This window comes from Bacillus sp. 7_6_55CFAA_CT2 (genome assembly GCF_000238655.1).
GTDB lineage: Bacteria > Bacillota > Bacilli > Bacillales > Bacillaceae_G > Bacillus_A > Bacillus_A cereus.
In genome coordinates, this window is record NZ_JH414708.1 from 1,364,677 (window position 1) to 1,389,439 (window position 24,763).

Below are 24,763 nucleotides of genomic sequence, written 5' to 3' on the forward strand. Positions count from 1 at the left end.
GTGACACAGATTGGCACAGTACCAAAGAAACTTTTATTCTAGTTCATTATATGGACGACTAAAAGCATTTTATGGAGATTATCTAACAGAAGAATTTGATGCTCAAGAACCTTTTAGCTATCATATTGATGCAAAAATCCAAGCACAATTACCTTCTACGTTTTACGCAGCAACAAGCAGGGAATTTAAACGGATTGATTCAACGAAATGGACGGTATCAGGAAAAGATATTAAAACAAGAACTGCTAATACACCTGTAGAATTTGTGGCTACAGGTGATAATTTAGAAGTGCATGTGCGCCTTCAAAATGTGGGTACTCAGAACATCGAAGCAAAGCTATATAAAGAAGAATTGGTAGCAGAAGCATACCAATGGGTAGAGAAGCAAACAAAGTCAATCAATACATTATCTCTAACAAACCCTAATAAGGTAGATAAAATTGCTTTTGACTCTTACGGTTTTGGTGATTACAAAGTAATTATTAAAGCACTTGATACGACAGCAGATGCAATCATTGTGGGAGGTAAATTAAGAACAAGTGATTTTAATATTGAGATTCGTACCTCTGCCAATAAAACTACATGGTCGAAATGGGAGCTAATTACTTTAAACAAAAAACTTATTCAAGGGCAGAATTATTTATCTACAGGACAGAGCGTAACGCTTTACAAAAACGTTCGTTACGTTCAAGGAAAAATAATTTTATTATCTTCAGATAATGCAACTTCCCCTATTATTGATAGGGTTGAGTTACGTTCGGAAGATAGTGGATTATATGACCAAAATGGTGATTACACCGTTAAAATTGATATGACACAGGTGGCAACTAGTGTTGGAAAGTCATTCAAGCATGTAGATAAGATACGTTTTATTCAGAGGCAACCAGCTGGTACTGAAATGAATATTCGTTCTTCTTCTAGTCGAGACAACATATTCTGGGGTCCAATAACAGCACCTTATCGTCAAAACACAAAGCGTCTTCGGTTAAAACGTGGGGCCACAAACCATAGTGTAACGTTAGGCCCAATTAATGAAGGGAGTAAGTTCGATTTTAGTAAGACAACTGCGCTATTAAGTTGGGATACACAAGCATTCTCCCCGAAGGATGCAAGTAATACCAAGATAACTTATATTTTCTCTAAAACAAGAACAAATCAGAAGGATCCTCGAAACCTTCTTCAAGTAATTGATAATCCAATGAATGTAAAAGATCGAGCGATTAAGTTCTCCCCTCAACCATATTTCTTAACTGTAGAAATGACACGTTCTTCAGCAAGGGGAACACCTGTAGTTGATCTTATAGATGTTTACCAAAATATTTTATACAAAGAGGTAGTCAATATAATTAATAAAGATGTATCTGCTGTAGATGGTTTAAGTACAGGTAGAAAATCACTTCAGAAAATTAGTGACTATCCATTCAAATATCCTAGTATCTCAAATCAAATTCCATTTAATCAGCAACAAATTACTGCTGCTCAGCAAAAATATGAGCTTACAGACCAAACAAGAAGACCTTCGGATGTTATGCTGTACCTTAAATCAGAGGAGAATAAAGGGGCTAGAACTGGTAAATCTACATCTGCATCTGATGAAGTAATCGCAAAAGCTATACAAAGGAAATTGGAATTTGGAGATAAAACAGGAGTCCTTATGCATTATCAATATGGTGCAGGGAAGGTTCAATATCTAAGACCTTACGAAAGAGAGTTAGATTCTACATTTACACCATTTTTATTGCCGAATCTCAAGTACCGTTATTACATTAAAAATGGATGGCCAAACGAAGTACACAAAGTCGTTAATGGACAAACATTAAATGATGTAGCTGAAATGTATAACACGACGGTAAATGCAATTAAAGGAAGCAATAAGGACATTCTGCTGAATGAAGATACAACATTGGTGAAGGATCAGCTTATCACAATTCCGAACACATCCAAGAACGACGATGTTTCTTTATTATTTAAGAACGGTACAGTTTATACACAGAAATCTAGTCATAACTCAGTTTATGATAAAGATCATGGCTTAAACGTTACAGACCTTTCAAGTGAACCAATAAGTATCAAGGTTCCGAACACTCCTCCAAAAGGGTATGTAGATTGGGCATCAGAAGAAAAGATTTATACAGGTGTAATTAATGCGAATGATATCCGCGGGGAGTTTGTTCGTACACAATTTAATCTTTCAACTCTTTCAGATTTTGATCGTGAATATGTAGTAGCAAATGGTGACACATGGGAAAGTATTGCTTCTAAATATGATATCTACGTACAGGATTTAAGGGCAACTAATAATTCAATTGAGGAATTAAAAGTAGGTAATACAATTATTATACCTCCAAATATTATTCTTCCAGCATTAGCTCCTGAAGCAGAATTTGAAGATGCGATGCCTTATAAGATTTCTATTATTGAAGATTCTGTTCATAAGAAGGATGGAGTTAGAATTGATGAATCCTTTGTTCCTATCGATTGGAATGGAAAACATCTTCCCCTTGAAGTTACATACAGAACATCTGAACTTCTTACAGCTGAAATGGTAAGAGGTTCAGATGCTAATGGAATGGATCCACTGCCTTTAAGTGATGTTATCGAGATTGTCTCTTGTAAGAAAAAAACGGAAGTGTGACATATCACATTTGGAACGACACTTTAAAAACAGGTGACTTCAAATTAAAGAGTAATTATATTGATTGGTCTCCATCTCAGGCAGGAGTATTAGAGCCTGCACCAGGGGAAGAGTATGTTGTTGTATATAAACGTCGTGAAGTAGATAGTGTGAAAGTTCATCTAGATACAACTTATTTTGAAAAGGTGGGGACAGACATTGTATGGCGTTCACCTGAAGTGAAAGTATTTGATGGGGTCTGTACACCAACGGAAGACTTTAAGCTAGAGCTTCCTACACCTCAAACTTTTGAAGGATATGATGGGATTTATAAGAATATTAGTTACATTATAGAGGATAATGACTTGTGGGTAGAAACAAGTGTCCAAGATATTGACGGTAAGAAGTTCTTGGTAGGTACTTTGAATGGAAAAGATCCAAGCAAAAATTGGCATCCAGAAATTCAGAAAGGTTACTACTATCTAAAAGAACAAGAGCATTACCTATATTCTGAGCCATTAAAAACAGTATTAGCTGAAAAAGAATTGCCGACAGCTGATGGTATTGAATATGTTAAGGGTCCAACTGGAATGGGGGCAATGTTATTACCTGCTAGTAGCAACATAGTTAGAGATTCTGTATTTGAGAACGATGATTGGCAAAGGTCTAAAGTCTTTAATGCCACATCATTCTAAATGAGTTAGGGAGAGGAGAGATTCCTCTCCTTTTCTTATGGACATTAATAAGAAGTAAAGGTTAGATTGTCAAAAGAAATCAATAAAAAGGTGGTGCAGAAATGTTCACTAATCCGGGAACAATTATTAAACACGCTACAATTCCAAACGCGATTACGTTCCAAAGTGCAGGGTATGTTTCTATTTCAAATGAACTCTATGAAGATAGTAAAGTAATATTCTCGTTTTCCAAGCCGACGGAAAAGGTAGCATTAATCCCTAAATATTTAAGTGATGGAAACTATTTATTTACTTCTTTAGATAAAGAAAACAAGTTACATATAGGCGGAATTGTAAAAGATTCTGAGAAGATTTATGGAGTCGTAGATGTAAAGGATAATATTTTGAATTCTAACATTTTAACAATCTCTTCTAATGGATCTCATTTTACAGTTGACCTAAACAATAAAACGGTATTTAAATTTGAATCTGCTTTATTTGTAAATGGCCAAGTTCGTGTATGTGGTGAAGTAGGAGAAATCTTTTATTCTTGTGAAATACAAGAACTACAATCTACTGCATGGAAAAGTAATGCAGACAGTGGGGGAGTAGAGGTTAAAACGATTAAAATAGGAGATCACGAGTACATAAAGCTCTTAGGCTCTACTACTAAGAAAGCCACGTTCTCTCAATCTATTTCTTTACTTGCAAAAGACCATACACTTTCATTCAATGCTCAAGGAAATGGTGAGTGCTTAATTAAATCCGGGGAGACAATTTTAAAACAGATTGACATCTCACAAGGAGATTTGTCTTATATCTCGCAATCTTTTAATTTATTAACCCCGCAAGCAATTACCCTAGTATTCCAAACAGACGAAATTCTTATTGTAGGAAAACATCAATTAGAAGACCGAGTTGATTCTACACCGTATATACCGAATTCTAGTATTACTGATTCAGTAGTTCGTAAGGGGTCATCATTAAAGTTCCCAGTAAAGAGCTTGTTTGATAAAAAAGCAGGGAGTATCTATTTAAAATTAACTACAAAAAACCGTATCGATAGAGACCAAACTCTTTTCCGCTCAGATACAAATGAACTATCTCTTGCAGTGCGTGGAACTAATTTATCCTATACTGTTGGTGCAAGTTCAATTACTATCCCTAAAACACTCGAAAGAAGTACGTCATATGAATTCCTTTGTAGTTGGAATGATGAAGGTATTGAGTTAACTATTAATGGTGAAAATGCGAAAGCTTTAAATACAGGGCTTTTACTTACAACTCCTCAAGAATTGATTTTTGCAAATGAAGAAACACCTATTCAGGAAGAAGTTATCTTAGAAGAGTGGGCACTGTTCAATAACAAATTACCAGATGCTTCTAATATTAAAACGCAGCTACCTTTTGCAGTTATGCAATCTTTATTTGATGGAGGAATTAGTGGCCAGAATATTACTTGGTCTGAAATCCCTGTAGCACCAATTGATCATTCACCGATTCTGGTTCAAAAAGAAAATGGAGACACGTTGCAAAAAGTTTCATTCTTTAATCATGAAACAGGAGCATATCAAACGTGGAATCAAGAACCATTCAAGTATGACGGCAAAAGTGATTACGTTGAGGTTGCGTACAATAACCTTGATGAGAAATTTAGAGATATTGCTATCCGTACAGAGGATGGAGAAAAAATAGGTGAGCCTTACAGAATAGATGGTAAGAGGTTTTATTTCTCCTTCCACACAAATAGAAAGGCAGTATTAAAAAACAAAACCCTCTATGCAACGTATCAAGTAAACGATACCTACACAGTTGATTACAATATCAAAGCTGTTGATGGTTATCGAATTGATTTCGCTAAACACGATGGTGGGAAAAGAATTGTGTATCAAGAAGGAAACCGTTATGGTGAACCGAGGAAACTAGCAACAATGATTGATATGAATCCAATTCAAAATCAAAATCATGAAGGGTTCTTATATATTACGAACACAATAAATAAGACAGATAGCTTTAGAATCACAGCTACACCAGATCGATTACATGCAGATGGAGCAAGTTTCTCAACACTTATTATTGAACCGCTTGATTATGAAGGAAACTTTTTATCTCACTCTAATCTAGAAATTATTGCTTCTAAAGGATTCATTTCTAGACATATCTCAAGGGATGCAGTTGAGGCACAAAAACGTTCGGGACAGTATCTATATCAATACCATGCTCCATATATCCAAGCAAAGCGTATAGGTGAGATTATAGAGGATTATATTTGGATTACAGACAAAGATAACAATATTGGTGTTTGCTATAAGATGCTGTTGAGTCCTGTTTCAAAGCCAGATAAAGTTCAATTAACTCAAGATGAAAAGAACTTATTAACTACAAAAACAAAAATCATTAACTACCTCCTTATGTATGAAGGAGTAGAGAGATATGAAGATGAGGAGCTTTTCACTATTTTAGATTTTAACCAAGACGGTCGCGTTACAATGGACGAGATTTTAGTCCTAGAAACGAATCAGAAAGATAATGAATTGATTGTTATCTTAAACAAGTTAAAAGAATGGGAGGATACAAAACATGCAGATGCAACCTCATAAAGATCTTGTTCGCAGTGGTCATAGAAACCGAGGGTACGCTATTCGTATTGGTAATAAGGTTCCTAAGAATAGTGCAAACCTTGCATATGTACAATCAAAATCTGTATCACCCGAGGAGAACATCTTATTAGAGGATGTTTCTTCTCAAATTCAAGAAAACGGATTATCTAATTTCATAGAAAGAGATTATATGGTTTATCCAAATCATAATTTCTTATTAGAAACTGAATCCGGACAAGCTATTTTTCCTACTGATGCAGTCTATGTAACGGATGAATTTACTATTCGTAAAAATCGTCAAGATACTCCAAAACCGGTATTCTATCAAATGGAGTTGAAAGGACGTTTTGATGCAAGAACTGCTCAAGTTATTCCTTATCTAGGCGGCTTCTCTTCTGAGACTGAACAAGAGGCTATACCCTTAGAAGAAGTTGTGACAGACAAAAGAAATGACTTAATTTATGTAGGTAATAGTATACGCATAGAAGCAAACGGTGGACCGTTACAGGACAGTGATGTGTTTAAGGTTCAATTAATTCGTGAAGACAACTTTGTATACCGTATTGTTGTATTTACAAATTTCCGTAACAACAAAGATGTTACATACAAAGTAGTCTATCCTAATTACAAAAATGACGGTAAAGAGAGCGAATTAAAGGAAGAAGTCCTAAACGCATATCCATTCTTCGAACAAGTAACAATGGACAAATTTAAAGATACTGTTTCTGAAATGGAATCAAATCCGGATAAATACAAACATTTGAAAGTCTATGCAATTGAGGAGAAGGGGAATGATTTTTCTTTCTATGCAACATCTGATGTTATGATTGCAAACTATCAAACTCGAACACCTCAACTATTTAAACATCGCGTCGAAGCAAAATTGAAAACCAAATTAAGTGAAACAAACCCAGGTAAGATGAACATTGGATTTAGTTTTGTTCAATCGGTAGTTAATGTTGAAAATTTATCTTCTATTGGTAAAACAATCAATGAGCACCTGTCGCTTCCAAAATATATAGAATTACAAAATCCGCATCCAACAGAAGTAGATCTTTTGAAAAAAGATGTTCGATATTGGGCAGTTAACCTTGATATGCCAGATCACCATTATGAGGATTATGATCTACTCGTTATAACTGGTTACGGTAAAGCCGACTTATCTATGTTTAAAGACAAGTTTGAGCATTACTTAAAAAATGGCGGTACGATTTGGATAGATAATGCTGGCAGTGGAATTAATATTCTTGATTTCAAAACGAGCAAAGGGAATACATTTATTTCTGATATCGGGTTTTCGTCAAGTAGCAATGAATTTGGAGTTAAGGAAATTAAAAAAGACTCTCCATACATTAGTCGCTTGCTACCAATTCAAAACGTTGGAGCTTTAGGCTATGCGGACATTTCTCCGGCTATCCTATTTGGACAAGATGAGGAAAGTACCCAGTGGGATACAATTGTAAAACATTTAAATGGTGGCCCTTCAATTATTAAGAAAACACTGTTTGATAAAGGTACTGTTCTTGTTTCTAACTGTGGAATATTCAGAGCATTTTACCACAACCAAAAAGAAAGTGTAAACCTTGTTTTAAACTCGATCCTTTATCATTCAGAAGAACAATGGGTGTTTACTCCTTGGAGAAATGACTTCGTATATCACCGAGATAATTTATTTGCTCAGGAATACAAAGTGAACAATACGGATGTTTATATTAATGACAGAAGTGATTACAATGCAAATCAAATTGTCGCAAAAAAAATCCTTTATAAGAACTGTAAAGAATACGTGAAAATCTACTGCAAACCTTGGTTCTATAATGCTACAGGAGTGTATGAACATGCTGTAGATGGTGATAAATCAATTCCAATTAACAACAGTGGATTTGAAAGTGGTCAAGTAGATTCAGGTGGACAGCCTATTACTTCTTGGACAACTGATACAGTAAATGCAATCCCTTCATGGAATACAAAGAAGTTAGCTGGTCAAACAGTTACATTCACACATGATTCCACAAAAAGCTTATTCGGTGTTCGTCAGGTATCCTTAGACTCATCAAACGGAACAACAGGAGCTCATGTCTTTTGGGAAAGTGAAGATATCTATTTATCTATTGATGATTACAAGGTGAATGCATGGGCAAAAATTGATCAAGTACGAGGGATTACAACAGATGGTGTGAAAATCGGTATTTATAACTTACAGGGTGAAAAAATTTCTTCTTCTATTTCTATTACAGGGAAAAAAGATTGGGTTAAGTTAGAAACGAATTTCCACATCGATAAACCCCAAAAAATTAAGATTCGTTTAGGCTTTGTAGATGGAAATGGTTTTGGTAAAGCAAGCTTTGATGATGTTACATTAGATACAATCGGAGCAGTTAGAGGTGTTGCACAGAATGAAGGAGAGAAAACTCTCTATGCATTCAGTATTAAACCGAATGCTACAACGATTGATATTGAAGCAGAAGGCTTTGAAAATGCAGACATCACTAGAGCTACACCGGAAATTCCATTCACATATACGATTATGCCATTTATTCATCAGTGGATTTCCTTCGGAGTAGACCCAGGAACAGGACTAGAGTTTGGTCGTTATGAGCGAATGTATGGACCACCAGTTGCTTATTCTAAATCAATTCGTAAAACAGAAGGATTAAAGAATCTAGGCTACTTACATACGCTACTTCCTCCAGTACCAAGTGGGAAAGAGTGGTATGACAAGAACAAAATTTTCTACAAGATTTCACTTGGTTCAGAAAACTTAGAGGAAAACAATTTAGTTAACCTAAAACTGTTTGATCGTAAAACAGGCGTGGAATGGTTCTACAGTGGAGATCTTGTTATTGGCCATAAAGATATTTTTTGGGCAACAGACAAACCAAGTTTTGTTCTTCATGCTGAAACTGGATTTGAAACAATAAGAGCTTCTAAGCGAAACTTTGGATTGAAGTTAATTGATGACCGTCGTATCTATAGTGAACTTCCCCAAACAAAGGATGCTAAAGAGAACTGGTATTTAAGAATTCATAACGGACAATTCATTAAGGATGACCTTGGATATAAAGAGTGGTCAGAGATGCATGCTAGTAATAATTTTGCTGTAATGAATCAATACAAAGAACGAGTTATGAAAAAAGAGAAGTATCAAGTCAACGAATACGCTTCTCAAATTTTTAATCCTTCTATCGGAATTATGACAGTAGAGAACGAGATGGAGTACATTACTCCTTCTACAGTAAAAGTACCTCACAATAATCTGTATGTAAGCCAAGGCTCTGTAAAAAAAGAACAGCTTTTAGTTGAGGGCTTAGCGAATTCTGCAGGAACATTGTTCCGAGCTAAACAAAAAAACTGGATTCGTAACGATAAGGTTCACATCTTTATAGATGCTGCAAACAATGGAAACATCGTGGAGATTTTCGAAGAGTATCCATTCGAGATTAATCATGACGAGGGTACTGTTTTCTTCCCAGGTAGAAATATAACTGGTAAAGTGTACGCTACTTATGAACATCGTAACTTCCGCCTTTATAAGCGAATCTACAAAAATACAAAAATGTCTAACGACTTATTGGAAAATAAACGTATCGATCCGGTTACGAAAGAAGTAATCATGTATGGTTCAAAAGAAAATTGGTTAATCCAACCAGTGCCAGTTCTAAAAACTACTAAAGGTAAGGCAACATCAGCTAATACAATTCCTGCTACAAATTATCGAATCGATTATGAAAAAGGGAAAGTGGTCTTTAAATTTGAACCAGTTGGGCCTGTTTATGCAGACTATGGTTATTTTGAAAACAAAGAGCTAGCAGCAAATGATTATGATATCCAAAACGGAATCTTCTTCTTAAGGGAAAACATTTCGTTTAAAGATAATTTGTTTGCTAAGTATTCTTATTTTGATAACTTCTACGAATACAAGGGCTTCTATAGTGAAACACTTCGAACATTCCTTCATTTAGACCTCAACCCATCAGTAGGACATTACTCAACTCTTCCGATGACTACTTATGTGAATGGTGTTCAAAAGGTAGAGTACAAGAAAGTTCCATCTTCAAAGCTTCTCAATAAGCTTATCCATATTTACATTGTTCCTGATTCTGAAAACGGAGACTCAATTCGTCACTGTTTCAGTAGGGAAGAGTGGAGAAGCATTCAGCAGTCAAACCCTATGTATCTTCTACTTGCTAAAGTCCAAGTAAGAGAGCATACGAGTGTTAAAGATGTAGTTGTTATGGATGCACGTACTCGTGGTGGTGGCATTTCTGAATCGCTATCAACTAAGACAATTGATGAGAGAGTGCAAGGAAGACAGCGTTATTGGGACATTGGTAATTGGGATGGAAAAGCCTTCTACCGAAATGGCGTCCTAATTGTCACCCTTCCTAAATCCATATTAACCGAATACGGTGGTAACTTATCAGAAGAATATGCCAAAGAAGTTATTGATAAGTATGTTGCTTTTGGAACGCACTGCATTATTGAATGGGAGTGATTGGTTTGAATTATCCATTAGGAGTATTCCAGTATTACGACAAGGATACTAATACAACCCACGTACAGTGGAGTTATGTTGATGATCCAAATCTTATCCATTTCGAAGTTGAAATCTATGATCAAAACTTACGCAAATGGGTGAAGTGTGATGGGCGAAATGGAATTATAGAAAAGCAACCGAAAATAGGAAGTAATTATTAATCAATGGGGCGGATAATTCCGTCCCGTTTTTATGGCAAAAGTAATTTGTAATGGTTATAAAAGAAACATACTAAAGACAAAGTAGGTGAATGTATGAAAAAGGAATTAATTTTCCCAGTGCCTTATTCTGAGTTTGTCCGTAAGAAGGATGCACAGTATGACGGAGATCCCAATGGAGATTACGTCATGTCTGAAGATGTTAATGAACTTCAGGAATCTATTGAACGAATAGAACGTGTCATTAACTTTAAGGAACTAGGAAGCACAGTTTCAAATGAGCTTAATAAAAAAGTAGATAAGGCAACCATATCTGATTTTGGTAGCCCGTTATTCGTTGGTTATAGAGGTGCATCTATTAACACGTATGATTCTATCGAAAAACGAATCAATGCCTTTAGTTACATTCCCCATGTCATGATTAATAAAGAAGAATCTACTAACTTTAATTTCTTTGTAGATGAAATTAAGAAGAGTGGAACGATGCTATATGGTATTATCAACTATCCTAATGTTGTTTTAAATAACATTGAGGCTGATATAACATGGTTCGAATCTAAAGGTTTTCATGGAGTGTTACTATCTAGTTTTGGATTTGAAAGTGGATGGAACAGATCGCAACAAAACCAAATTCTTCAATATATTCATGAAAGAGGAATGGCAGCAGTTATCACTGGTGAAATAGAAACCACATTATTTAATAAGCCTCATAAAAACAACCCTCAACAAGTAGACCTTAAAACATTAAAAGACGACATCTATCTGGCGCAGGATGTTTTTGTTTTAAATGGTGCTAAAAATAATTCCACGGTAATTCCTTCCGTTGTTTTCAATTTAAACAAAGCTCAAAAAGAAAGAGGAATTCAGATTTTCGTTGAAGATACAGCAGATGCAAGTAACGATAACAACAAGCTTTATCTATACGGGAAAATGTTATCTACACTGTACAACTTAGATGGATACAGTCTCGTTCCTCAGAGTCGATATGCTTTAAATGAAAAGGTAGAAAGATATCTTCATGGATTTGAGTTAGGGAAATGGAAAGCGCAGAATCCAGTCTACGTAGAAGAAGCAACTGCTACATCACGTTCTTTCTCTAAAGGAAGTCTTGTATTCGATAAAGTAAAAAACGAATGCTACATAAAAGGGGTAGGGTTAAATCCTTCAATCTACACATGGCAAGATAAACAAATCCCTGGTAGTGCAATTGATTTCGCAAGTGCCATTTATGGTTCTGAAGGTATTGAAACTCTTGTTGATGCAATTAATGACAATAATCATCTAATTCACTATTCTAAAATTGCTGGATTAACTGGAAGCGGTGCAACTCCGGATTCAATCAAGGATACTGTTATTAGGGCAATCAACAACTCACCTGCTGCTGTATCTAAGGATGGTCCTGGTGGTTATGATGCAATAGCAGGAAACAACTTTTTACATGGTGGCGTTATTGACTACATTGACGCAGGATCTATTAAATCAGGGGTACTGAACATTGAAGCAATCAAGACCAATATCATTGAAGCAATTAATGCTTATATTGGTACAGCTAAAATCAATACAGCTGTTATTGGTGAGTTATCTGCAGAGCACATTGCAGCAAATGTTATCGATGCAATCAATATTTATGCTTCAAACATTTCTGCTGGACAAGCAAAAATTAATAATGCAGTTATTGGTGAACTATCAGCAGATAAAATCAAGGGGGCAGTTATTGAAGCTGTTAACTTGTATGCAGGGGAAGCTGTAATTGATTCAGCAAAGATCGGACAACTTGATGCAGACCATATTAAGGCAGCTGTAATTGAAGCAATTAACGCGTCCATTGAAACTGCTGTAATTGACTCTGCAAAGATTGGTACGTTAACTGCAAGTCATATTAAAGGTATGGTTGTTGAAGCTATTAACCTTTATGCAGGACAAGCTAAAATCGATGCTGCACAAATTGGTGCTTTAAAAGCTGAAAACATTTCAGCCGGATTAATTGAAGCTTTAGAAATCTCAGCAGGTAGTGCGGACTTCGATAGATTACAAGCTTCTGTAATTGAAGCAATTAACGCAAGTATCAAACATGCTTTTATTGATGGGGCGATTATTGGTGAAGGTACAGTTGACTCTGCTCAAATTGCTGACGGTAGTATCACAGATGCAAAGATTGTTAGCTTAGTAGCTAATAAGATTGTTGCAGGTACTATTGATACTGGGCAAGTTACCCTACAAGGAACAAATGGTCATTTAAGAATTACAGGTAATAGATTACAAGTTTTTGATAATCAAGAAACACCTGTTGAGCGTGTATCTATTGGTGATGTTAATGCTGATGGATCCCTTTATGGGTTACGTGTTCGTGGTGCTGATGGAGTAACTGTTCTGTACGATGAAAAGGGTGTTTACTCAGAAGGTATTACAGACGGGGCCATTACGAATCCGAAAATCCAAAAAGGAGCAGTTGATGGTGGAAAACACATTGCAGCCAATACAGTAACCGCTGATAAGTTGGTAGCGGAATCTATTACAGCAAGAGAGTTAGCAGCGAAATCTGTTAATGCTAATCACTTACAAGCAAACTCTATTGTTGCAGGTAGTGGAGTTATTGGGAAAGGTGCTATTGGTGAAGCTGAAATCGCACAAGCTAGTATCACAGATGCTCATATCAAAACATTAAGTGCCAACAAAGTAACTGCTGGTTCTATTCAGATGACGAGTAGAAACTTAGTATCCAATGCAACATTTAGAAAAGGAAAAATAGATTGGACTCTCGATTCAAACTTTAGCACTTCTGAAGTAAGTGAAATTGTTCGTTTAAATACCACAAATAGCCTTCACTTATTTACCACTGGAAAACCTCTGCAAAATTCAAGTGCATATTCTAAGTTTATTCCCGCAAGTGTAGGAGAAAACTACTCTGCTTCTGTATATGTCCTCACAAAAAACCTCTCCGCTTATGATGGTGGACATCCTAGAGTCGAAATCGAATACTACAATGAATCCGCTCGTATCACATCAAAAATAACCACTTCTATATTAACAGGAAATAATATATGGCAACGTATTAGTGTTACAGAAACTGCTCCTGCAGGAACGACAAGAGTTCGTTTACGAATCTATCATCCTAAAAACGGAGATTCTTATTTCTGTAGACCAATGCTCCAAAAAGGAAACATCGTAACTGAGTGGACTGGTGACGGTTCATTTATGACTGAAGATGGTTTCTATACAGGAGAATTACATGCGGAACAGATAACTACTGGAAGGATTAAAGCTGGTATGGTTCAGATTGGACCAGGTACACAGTTTGAACCAGGTTATAGCCCTGGTGAGCTTCTTCAAGAAATAGAAAAACGAACTCCTTATCGTGTAGAAATAATAAGTACAAATGGAATGTTCTTTAAACAAGGTGTTGTTTCAACGACATTAAAGGCTCAGGTGTACAAAGGTTCTACTGACGTAACAAGCCAATTACAAAACAATCAGTTTCTATGGAGAAGAGTAGATAAAGATGGTAATGAGGATATTCCTTGGAATCAAGCACATGCAGGATTAAAAGAAGTGCCAATTACCAGACAGGATTTAAAACAAAGAGCAACATTTCTATGTGAGATTATTAATAATTAGGTGTTGCGATTCCATAAAGTAATAGATTACTTTGATTGGGTAAAACAAAGTAGTCTATTACTTTTTTTAATAAAACATAAAACAGAAAGAAGGGAAGAATATGGAAGTATTAGCAACTGGGCACATATCACTGGTTGATATTAACGATGCGATTGTATCAGATGTACCGCCCGCTGACCCTTCATTAGGAGCACTTTGGATTGACACAACTAAAGATCCTAATACATTAAGTAGTTGGGACGGGACTAATTGGGTTGAACAATCATTATCTATTTCCTCATTAGATCCATCATTTTATCAAGACGTAGAAAAACTAAAAGATTTTGCTGATAAAGCAGGAAGTGACGGTATCATTTCTTCAGGCGAAAAAGCAAATATTAAATTAATTCTAATGGAAATCACAGGTGATGTTCTTTCTGGACAAACTCTTCCTACTCTTGAAACGATTGATAAGGCAAAAGGCGGACAAGTTTATTTAGCAAGAGCAGAAGCTAGAGCTTCAGGTATTCCAATAACTCATGTGGATTATACAGCTTTTGAAACAGCCTACAGTGATTTAAAAACATATTTAGAGTCATTAACTCCGAGACCTTGGTTAACAGGGGATACAACAATTGATCCTGTTACATGGACAGCTAAATGGGACGCTTATTATGAAAAGCTTTCAAGATTAGCAGTTGCAACATCTACATATCTAGCAAATAGTATTAGACCAGGAGAAGACTACAACGGTGTTACTATCAATACTGATAAAGGTATTGTCGTTGTAAGAGGTGATGGTCTTTTTAGAACAATCCTGAATGCAACTGAAGGTATTTCTATTGAGAAGAACAATGCAGGTACATGGAACAAGATGTTCTATACAAACCTAGACGGTAAAATCTATGCAAACGGATTAGTTATTAGTTCTGATTCTAAAATAGCCGGAACAGATGCAAGCACAATCAAAGATAATGCTGCAGCTGGTAAAGCAGGTATTGATGATCTAACAAATGACTTAAAGGTTACTCCGTCAGAGAAAACAACACTAAGTAGAGAATGGGAAGCCATTAAAGCAGAATACGCACAAGTTTTAGCACAAGCAACTGCTCTTGGTGTTACAACTTCTACTTATACGACATCTTATACAAACCTAGATGGCGTTACTCCGAAAATAGCAGCCGAAGTATTAGCTACTATGACAACCACTTATACATTCGCTTCCGCATCTGCGAGAGATGCATTTAGAACAAAGATAAGCTCTTATTTTGCCGAGTCTGAAAAGATTAAGAAAGCAATCAATGACTCAATCAATAAATCAGCAAGCGATGCAAATAGCAAGTTTACTAATCTTCAAATTGGTGGTCGAAATTTAATTATCGAAAATAGTGATATAAGAACGTTGCCTCCAAGAAATAATGGAGATGCAGCCGACAACTACAACTACGAAAGATTTTATGTTGATATGGAATTAAATAAAGAGTACACAGTATCAGCTAAAGTTGAATTTACTACTCAAGAACCGGATACTGATACTCATATTTCCATATACCCTTATCCTGAAGGTAGCGACACGTTCGTTCCAATTATTGATGGTAAAGTTGTCTTTACATTCACTAAGAAATCTGCAAATACAAATAGTGTATTAATGTATGCAGGTAAGGCAGGGAGTACAAGAAGTAAGGGAGTTATCTTTAGGGAGATCCAAATCGAACAGGGAAATAAAGCTACGGCTTATCGATTGGCTCCAGAAGCTGTAGACAAAATGATTAACAGTATTTCATTCGGCGTCAGAAATCTAATAGACAACAGTCAGCTTTTTGGCATGCAATCAAACCATGCTACGAATTACCCAATAGATGTGACAGAGACATTAGAAGGAAATACTAAGTTTTTAAGAGTAAAAAATTCTAAAAAAGGAACAGATACTGTCACGTTTAGTGTATACAATTCAATTCTATTCACAGATATTCCAGAAAATCTTGCAGGTAAAGAGATTACGGTATCTCATAAAGTAAGGGCATCTAAGAATGTCGATATGACTTTGATGGCACTAGTCTTTAAAACTACTGGAACGCCTGACTTCAAATTCCTAGACTATGGGAAAATATATAATATCACAACTGAATGGCAAACAGTTTACTCAACTGTAACTCTACCAAGTGATTTATCTCAGTATGGTGGAATTAGATATATTATTTCCAGTCCAACAACACCACAACCTGATTTATATGTTGATTATAGAGAGTGGAAATTAGAATATGGAAATAGAGCTACCGACTGGACTCCAAGTACAGGAGATATTGACAAGTTAATTACTGATGTTGACAAGAAAGCCGAAGCGAGTAAGAGTGCTATTGCTGATATGACAAGTGATATGAAGATCACTCCTCTAGAAAAAAGTCAATTAAGTCGTGATTGGGAAGCTATCAAGGCAGAATACCCTCAAGTTTTAGCCTTAGCTCAATCCGCTGGTGTTTCTACATCTGCATATACAACCGCTTATACAAATTTAGATGGGACATCTCCAAAAATTGCTTCAGAAATTTTAGCAAAAATGAGCACAACATATTCATTTGCTTCAGCTGCTGCTAGGGACTTATTCAAAACACAGATGAACGTTTACTTTAGTGAATCTGAAAAAATCAAGAAAGCGATTAGTGATGTAATTAATAACTCAGCAAATACAGCTAATGATAAAATCGACAATTTAAAAGTCGGTGGACAAAACATCGTTAGAAAAAAACAAATAGTTCCTATTAATGCAGCATCTTCATCATTTGATGATTCTACAAATACATGGACTCTTACAATTAATGATGGTGCTGGTGGAACATGGGGAGCAGGCGTGCGAATCACTGAAAAATTTTCTGTTATCCCTATTGGGAGTTGGTACACAGTTAGCTTCGACGTGTATTCACCTGTTGATATCACATGGAATAATGACACTAACAACTTCCCTGTTGGTACAACATCTGGAACGAATGACAACGATGAAGTTGCATTAAGAAAGAATTCAGGTAGAAACATAAAAGCAAATACATGGACAAAATGTTGGTTCTCTTATAAAAACAAAGATAGTTCAACTACAGAGTTATATGACCAATCTAATATTGGGATAGTTAATAACACTGGTGCTCCCCTTACATTTAAAATCAGAAATGTAAAAGGGGAGTTGGGTAGTGTCGCTACTGATTTCTCTATATCCCAAGCTGACATTGATGATTCAATTGCTAAGGTACAGGATAATCTTGATAAGCTTTCTGTAGGTGGTAAAAACCTGCTATTAGAATCTAATACGGATTACTCAACAACAGATTATCTTATTAAGATGTATAACTTATCAGAGGATTGGATTGTGGGACAAGAGTACACATTTGTTATTAAAGGTACTGTTCCGGCTGGTCAAAAGTTCGGTATTTGGATGAATGGTGGTTCCGATATTATTGGACATATCACAACAACATATGTAAGTGGCGTAACTTACCTAACATTTAAAGCAATAGCCCCCAAAACCGGACACGTAAGAACATTGAGTTTATATAATTATCCTCAAAACACAACACTATCTACTGTAGATTGGGTTGCTCTATACAAAGGGAATAAACCAATGGACTGGTCTCCTGCTCCGGAAGATATTGAAAATACAATTCTCGGACAACTTAACAGTGGTAATAATTTACTTAGAAACTCTGGAGACTTTAGAAATCTAAATGGTTGGGTATTAAATGGTGGTACATCCCTAAACATTGTCCAAAAGGATGGTTTCTCTGTATTAGAAGCAGTCGGTTCTATTGCTTCTACTAATACAGTTAATGTCCCTGTAATTAAAGCAGGAACAGAGTATGTATACACTACAGAAATTATGTTTAGTGAAGATACAACAATAGCTAGTACAACTCCAATGCACTTTTGGTTCTTTGATACAGGCGGAAATAACAATGCAATAGAAAGAAATGCATTGATTTCTAGTGAGACTGTTGCTAAGGCAAACACTTGGACACGAATCTCGATACTCTTCAAGACGAAACCTACTATCAGTTCAGCAGCTTATTTCAAAGTCTTTATCTATGGTGCTCAATTAACAGCTACTAACAAGTACTGGGTTAAAAATGTTATGTTTTCTGAGGCTAACCGAATTGTTAACTGGTCTCCATCGACTCTTGATGTTTCAGATATGATCACAGACATACAAGTTGGTGGAAACAATATAATTCCAAACTCTTTATTCAAAACAATGGGTAAATGGAGAGGCTTCGGTACTGCTGGTGGAACAAAAACGGCAGGTGTAGATGTTGACCTAGCAGGATTCGGAACTGGTTTTCAATTTGAATCAGTCGTAAATGGTGAATATGGTCTTGCATTAGACAGTGTTAAAGTAACTATAGGAGAAACCTACACACTTTCAGCTTGGTTTAAATTAACTAAAACTGGTGTCATTAAGATGCAAGAAGGTAACTCGAATGTAAAATGGACATATACAAAATCCCAACCGGAAGTAGGTAAGTGGGTTCGTGTAGTTCATACATTCGTTGCAAAAGACAGTACATTAAGTGTCTATGCTGGGGCAGATTCATCATCAGTAGCAACTGCAGGATTCGTTACTGGATTCCAATTAGAAAGAGGGAATAAGGTAACAGACTGGAGCTTAGCTACTCAAGACATTAATGATTTAATCGATGCAGCAAATAAAAGATACGATGATATGAAGATCGGCGGCACTCAAATGCTGACTGGAACAGACTTTAAAGATGCTTCTGGTTGGAGCCGTTGGGGAAGTATTGGATCTGTTGGTCATTATGTGCAAACGCAATTGCCGACAGGAAAAGCATTATTTATGGAAACGAGAAACGGAACTACTCAGTTACCTGTTCCTTTAGATACTAAAATCGGGATGGCAAGTGATGGAAGAAAGTTTGCAGTTAAAAGCGGACGAGAGTATACACTTTCTATGAACGTTGCAACAAGCGAATTGGGTGACTTACTAGATTACATGTATTTAATGTATACGGTAGAAGGAGGTAACCGTCGTTTAGGTGATATCAAAACAACTGATTTCCCTAAGTTTGCTCCAATCGCAACAGGAAGTGCCACAAATTATTATAGTGTTAAGCTAACATTTAAAGCCGATCGTGACGACGACAATGCGTATATCTTAATTGGTGGTAGTACAAAACGAGAAATGACAGGTTCTAATGGTTATGCATGGATTCGTGTTAACTCATTAAAAATCGAAGAGGGGAACGTTGCTACATCTTGGGAGTTAGCTCCAGCAGATATCGATAAAGCTATTTCTGATACGGATAAAAAAGCTCAAGACGCAGCAAATAATGCAAACAATGCATTGAAACAGGGACAAGTAGTTGTAAACTCAACATTCTCCAACTGGACTCAGGCCTTCCCTGCTGGACTTGGTTCATGGACTAGTTCAAGCGTTTCAAAGGAGACAACTCTAACAAGAACTGGAAGCGCAATGAGATTTGATGTTCCAACAGATACTGCACAAATAGGAGCACAAATTACAACAGGATACTTTATCCCAAACCTTCCAAATAACAAGTACTATGTAGTTGAGTTAGACTTTATGTTAGTTAGTGGTTCAATAACAGGAGCGTGTGTCTTATTAGATTGGAATGGAATGAGTCCTTCTAGGGCATCAATTCATCTTTCAGATGTAGTATCTGCTCCAACATTAGGTAAGTGGTATACGGTTCGAGCAGTTATGAAAAGACCAACAGACAATCTATCTGGCTATTCAGCTATGGCTGGTTATTTACTTGCTAACTACTCTGGTTCTACAACAAACAAAGTTAAGAACATTGTCTTTGACAGACTTGTGTTTAGAGAACCTACACAACAAGAAATAGATGCTTATGAAATCACTACTATTGAAAACGGAGTAACTGTTATTGATGGTGGCAAACTTAAAACTAACTCTGTAAAAGCGGAATCAGTCGATGCAAGACGTTTAAGAGTAACAAACAATAGTGGTACTGTTACTTTAGAAATTACCAACACAGGGGAAGTAACTGTTAATGGTACAGTTTATATTAATAGTAGCTCAATGTTTGCCGATGGTTATGACCCATCAAAAACAGATGGTGGACGTAATATTGTTTTAAACTCTCGCTTCTCTACTGCAGATGCAACAAGTTGGACAACCTGGGGATCTCCTTCTGTAAAACAGGTAGAAGATATTACAGACTTGCCTGGTTTTGATAAAGCAGTTAAATTTACAACAACAGGAGCAAACCAAGGATTATACCAAACGCTTTCTGTTGAAAGTGGTAAAAAATATACTGCTTCTTGCTATGTGAAATCTTCATCTGGGCAAGGAATTATCCAAGTGAATGATGGTGCATCAGGTTATCCAGGCGCAACTATGGATCCAGGTGATGCGGGTAAAAATAAATGGGTCAAGTTGTACTTTACCTTTACCGCAAAAGGAAACACCGCACAGGTATACATCGGTAGAAGTGGTGGAGGTACAAATGGAACCTATTGGTTTACTGGTGTTAAGTTAGAAGAAGGATCAAAGTTGACAGCTTGGAATCCTGCTAATGAAGATACTGATGGATTAATAGGAAAAGTAGTAACTCCAAATGGAGACATTAAAGCACTTGATATTGCTTCTTCTATGTCTGTCACACCAGGAGCTATTGATGTAGTAAGTAAAAATATCAACTTAAAAGGTAAAGTAACCTTCTCTGATTTTGCTTCTGGATGGGCACTTGATTCAAAAGGAAACAAGATTAGTAACTCTGACCAACCGGGTTATGACCCTGCAAAGCCGCTTTATCTAGATATGGATGGGAACTACAGACCTTTATCAGATGAAAAGAATTTTATGTCGAACCTATTTACTAAAGACGACACAAATGGAGTTACGGTTATTGACGGTAACTACATTAAAACAGGAACAATTCAAGCAAAATACGCCAACTTTAGAGATGTCCAAGTATACAATGATTCAGGTCAACAGACCTTCCATATTGATACAAATGGTAACCTATCTACATCTGGTACCTCTCAATCTATTGGATATGAAAGACAGAAAAAAGGTTGGAAGATTGATGCCGATGGTTCTGCTGAATTCAATGCTGCTACTTTCCGTGGAGATATTGAATTAGGGTACTACAATGCACCAACAGATTCTTTTATTGTTACTGGTGGATTATTAAGTAGTATTGGCGGAACTGGTAAAGATTTAAGGTTCTGGGCAGGCCCCAATAAATCTACTGCTCCATTCAAAGTATTCTCAGATGGTACTTTAGAAGCGACTAAAGGATACTTCACAGGAACATTCTCTGGTGAAGTAGTGGTAGGAAATATCTCAATTCAAGATAGTAATTTAATAAAAGGTGATGCAAAAATCATCCTTACTGATGATTCAAAGATTCAGAAAGTTGTTCTTGGAGAATCAGCAGTAGAATTAAATACAAAAACGACTTTCGGTAACTTCTTAACGATAGATATCACTAATCAAAAACTCGATTTCGGAGCGAACGATTTCGGAATTGATTACAAAAACAATACAATCAGAATGAAAAGCTTCTCATTAAAGGGAACGACAGCTTTAGAATTTGTATCAGATGGTTCATCTGGTGATGATTTCATATTTAAAAACGTAACTGGTGATACATCGGTTAGAGTAGATGGTAGTTTTATTGCTAGGGACGATATTGAGATTACGAACGTCTTACGTATGAAAAAGTCTACAGATTCCGGCAATAAGGGTATAGACTATGTATTCATTTAGTAGATAAATAAATTAAGAGAGGAGTAAAACATATGGAGTTATTTTCAGCATTGGCGTCGGGTTCATACCCGACCATGCTTTATACAGTTTATGCAGAACAGACAAGTCGTTCTGCAAATTCAGTTACATATAGCGTTACATGTTGGGCTAGGTTAGATAACCAAACTTACGATTATTTTAACGCACTTGTTTATCCTAAGATTAATATAGGTGGTACTACTGCTTCTTTTGCTGCTTTAGGTAAATTCCCAAAAGGGGCAGGAGCTAAATTTAGCACAATCAGCGTAACTGTATCTGGAATATCAGCGGCAACATCTAGCTTGTCATACACATTCTCAGCAACGTCACAACTTGGTGGAACATCAAGTAGTACAACAGGTTATGTCGGAGGTAAATCAGGAACCGTACCTGTTTCCGTTTATGCTACGACTCCCTCATTAGGTGGCTCTGTTACCATTAGGGATGGTTCAACAGTGGTTTCTTCTTATTATAGAGAAAATCTTGGGACAGGCTCCTTTAATATTAGCTGGCCAAGCGCATCAGGTGCAAACGGAACTCTTGTTTATGAGCTACAAAGAAGTATTAATGGTCAAAACTGGACCATCGTAAATAGTGCTATAAGTGGTACGTCTATTAATGATGCTCCAGGAGCAGGTGCAAACTCGGTTCGATATGCTGTGCTGGCAAAGAACCGTGTAGGAACAGACGAAATGATGTCTGGGTTTATTTACTCTCCAACAGTAAATAAAAATGAATTAAAATCACCGTCATTAACTTCTAGTGCTAATGTTACTTACAATACAAGAACTTTTGTTGTAACACTTGGAGCTGCTTCTGACAATTTGGGTTCTTCAATAAGTTACACCATTAGTGGGATATCAAGTAAATACACAACTATTAATGGAACAACTAGTGTTTCTCCAGGGAACATTACAATCAATGCAAACAATGGTACGGGCGGTACTTATATGACGCTAGACAATCTAAAGGCTGCAGCACTAAATGGGGCTGCCCATTCAGATACAAACCCCTACAAAGGAACCATTGATTTACAGGTAACTGCTACAAATGGTAAAGGCTCATCGAGAACTGAAACAGTAGCTATTCCACTCAATTTAGGAATAGACGCTCCTGTAAATGGAACTCCTAGTGTATCTATAGCAGCCACTTCTTACTACTCAATAAATTCAGTAAACTATATCTTCCCTGAATATAAACCACTTTCACTTTCGATTGCCGGCTCAATCAAGGACATGCTTGGCCGAAATTGTAGCTATGACATAATAATGGAAGAAGGAGAAGCATTATGGGTTCTTAAAAATACAGGTATTGTTACTGCCGCAACTACAGCAACTCTCAACCACACTGAAGTCGGTTTATTAACTAGTAAGAAAAATGTTTCCTTCTTTATAGAAGCTAAAACAATAGGTAACGCATCGAAACTTTCTGCAAAAACCCAAAAAGTAGATCTTCACTACTACAAAAAGCCAAGTGTTACTTCAAGTGAACTATCTCGTATAGTTGGTAAAGCAACCTTCAAAGTTAGTATTACTCCTAATACTTCATTAGCAGGAGCTACAAATACCTCAACAATGCCATCAGGATATACAAAAGGAACTTCAACTATAACTTCCGGAACAGAGTCTTACACAGTAACAAGTAGTACAACTCTTGCTGATTCGTATACTGCGACAATTTCTGTTGTAGTTCGTGATTCAATAGGTTACATATTAAATGGTTCAAATGATGTTACCCTAAAAGTTACTATTCCTACATTTACACCTGCATTATCTATCCGTCAAAGAGGGGTAGGTATTAATGGTTTTGCAGGAACTACGGAAAAACTTTATGTTGGTGGTAATGTAAAAATTACTGGAAACTTAATTGTTGGTGGAATAATTGACATGGGTAATACGAACATCGAAAACGTAAACCATATTACAATCACTGATCCAGGTGGTGGAGAAGGGCTAGAATGGAAAGACCCTACAAACAATTGGAAGATTGTAGTTTCACCAGATAATCTTTCAAACGCTACAGGGGATTTACAGTTCGCTCGAAATGGTGCAAGAAGAGCTACGGTAAGAGCAAACGGTGAAGTTGCTGCAACAGGTGGTTTTGCTGCAACTAACCCTGGTAATACCGCAGCATCAATCTCATTAAACTTCCTTAATAATATCGCAAGACTTCGTACTGGTGGAACAGGTGCTGGCGCAGATAATGGATTGGAAATTCACGGGACTGGTGATGTTGTTAGGTGGAAAGTAGACGGTGCTGGTAACGTAACAAACTATGGAAACCTTAATATTGCTGGAGGTAGAGGAATTTACTTCTTAAACGCATCAGGAATGATGATGGATTCATTTGGGAACATCAAGGTTAGAGATGCAGCTACACATTCAACCGATGCTTCCTGGAGTGTGAGCGATAAAAATGGTTCTATTCCTTTAATAGTTTGGACTGGTGCGAATGGTGGTGGATACACGGAAGCAACAAGTAGGCCATTTACACAAGTTACAGCATTCACGAATGGTTGGCAGGATTACGGTGCCTTTGGTCCGGTTGCTTATACAAAAGACGCTGCAGGATTTGTTGTGTTACAGGGATTGTTAAGAGGTAATAGCGGTACTACTGGGTCTGCATTTCAATTGCCTGCTGGATTTAGACCAAAAACAACACTTATCTTTAATGCTATTAATGGTGTTAATGGTAACTCCCGTCTTGATATAAATGCAGATGGAACTGTTGTAATGCAGGGTGGCGCTCATGAGTTCTGTTCTCTAAATGGAGTTAGGTTTCTAGCTCGACAATAAAAGGGGGGTTGTTT

Annotated in this window: 8 protein-coding genes; all 8 read left to right on the forward strand. The window is 36.5% G+C overall.

What is annotated here, in order from left to right:
* Nucleotides 1-10: 10 nt before the first annotated feature.
* The 8 genes from HMPREF1014_RS07145 to HMPREF1014_RS07175 all read left to right on the forward strand — a co-directional run bounded on the left by HMPREF1014_RS07145 (nucleotide 11) and on the right by HMPREF1014_RS07175 (nucleotide 24,749).
* Nucleotides 11-2,635, forward strand: coding sequence for a LysM peptidoglycan-binding domain-containing protein (locus HMPREF1014_RS07145; protein WP_000090030.1), 2,625 nt, complete (start codon nucleotides 11-13; stop codon nucleotides 2,633-2,635).
* A complete protein-coding gene (locus HMPREF1014_RS32025; protein ID WP_000220973.1) occupies nucleotides 2,632-3,309 on the forward strand; it encodes a hypothetical protein in 678 nt (225 codons plus the stop codon). The genes HMPREF1014_RS07145 and HMPREF1014_RS32025 overlap by 4 nt, the downstream gene beginning before the upstream one ends.
* A gap of 101 nt (nucleotides 3,310-3,410) precedes the next feature.
* A complete protein-coding gene (locus HMPREF1014_RS07150; RefSeq protein ID WP_000494912.1) occupies nucleotides 3,411-5,888 on the forward strand; it encodes a hypothetical protein in 2,478 nt (825 codons plus the stop codon).
* Nucleotides 5,869-10,383, forward strand: coding sequence for a hypothetical protein (locus HMPREF1014_RS07155; protein WP_001178396.1), 4,515 nt, complete (start codon nucleotides 5,869-5,871; stop codon nucleotides 10,381-10,383). The genes HMPREF1014_RS07150 and HMPREF1014_RS07155 overlap by 20 nt, the downstream gene beginning before the upstream one ends.
* On the forward strand, nucleotides 10,380-10,586 hold the full coding sequence (locus HMPREF1014_RS07160; protein WP_232291855.1) for a hypothetical protein: 207 nt from the start codon (nucleotides 10,380-10,382) through the stop codon (nucleotides 10,584-10,586). Before HMPREF1014_RS07155 ends, HMPREF1014_RS07160 begins: the two co-directional genes overlap by 4 nt.
* A gap of 93 nt (nucleotides 10,587-10,679) precedes the next feature.
* Nucleotides 10,680-14,198 (forward strand): autotransporter outer membrane beta-barrel domain-containing protein, encoded by a 3,519-nt coding sequence (locus HMPREF1014_RS07165; RefSeq protein ID WP_000711889.1) that lies wholly within the window; start codon nucleotides 10,680-10,682, stop codon nucleotides 14,196-14,198.
* Between the two features lie 100 nt (nucleotides 14,199-14,298).
* Nucleotides 14,299-21,936: a phage head spike fiber domain-containing protein gene (locus tag HMPREF1014_RS07170; RefSeq protein WP_000453383.1), complete on the forward strand. Its 7,638-nt coding sequence runs from the start codon at nucleotides 14,299-14,301 to the stop codon at nucleotides 21,934-21,936.
* A gap of 32 nt (nucleotides 21,937-21,968) precedes the next feature.
* Complete coding sequence (locus HMPREF1014_RS07175; RefSeq protein WP_009326652.1) at nucleotides 21,969-24,749, forward strand: beta strand repeat-containing protein; 2,781 nt, start codon at nucleotides 21,969-21,971, stop codon at nucleotides 24,747-24,749.
* Nucleotides 24,750-24,763: the final 14 nt, after the last annotated feature.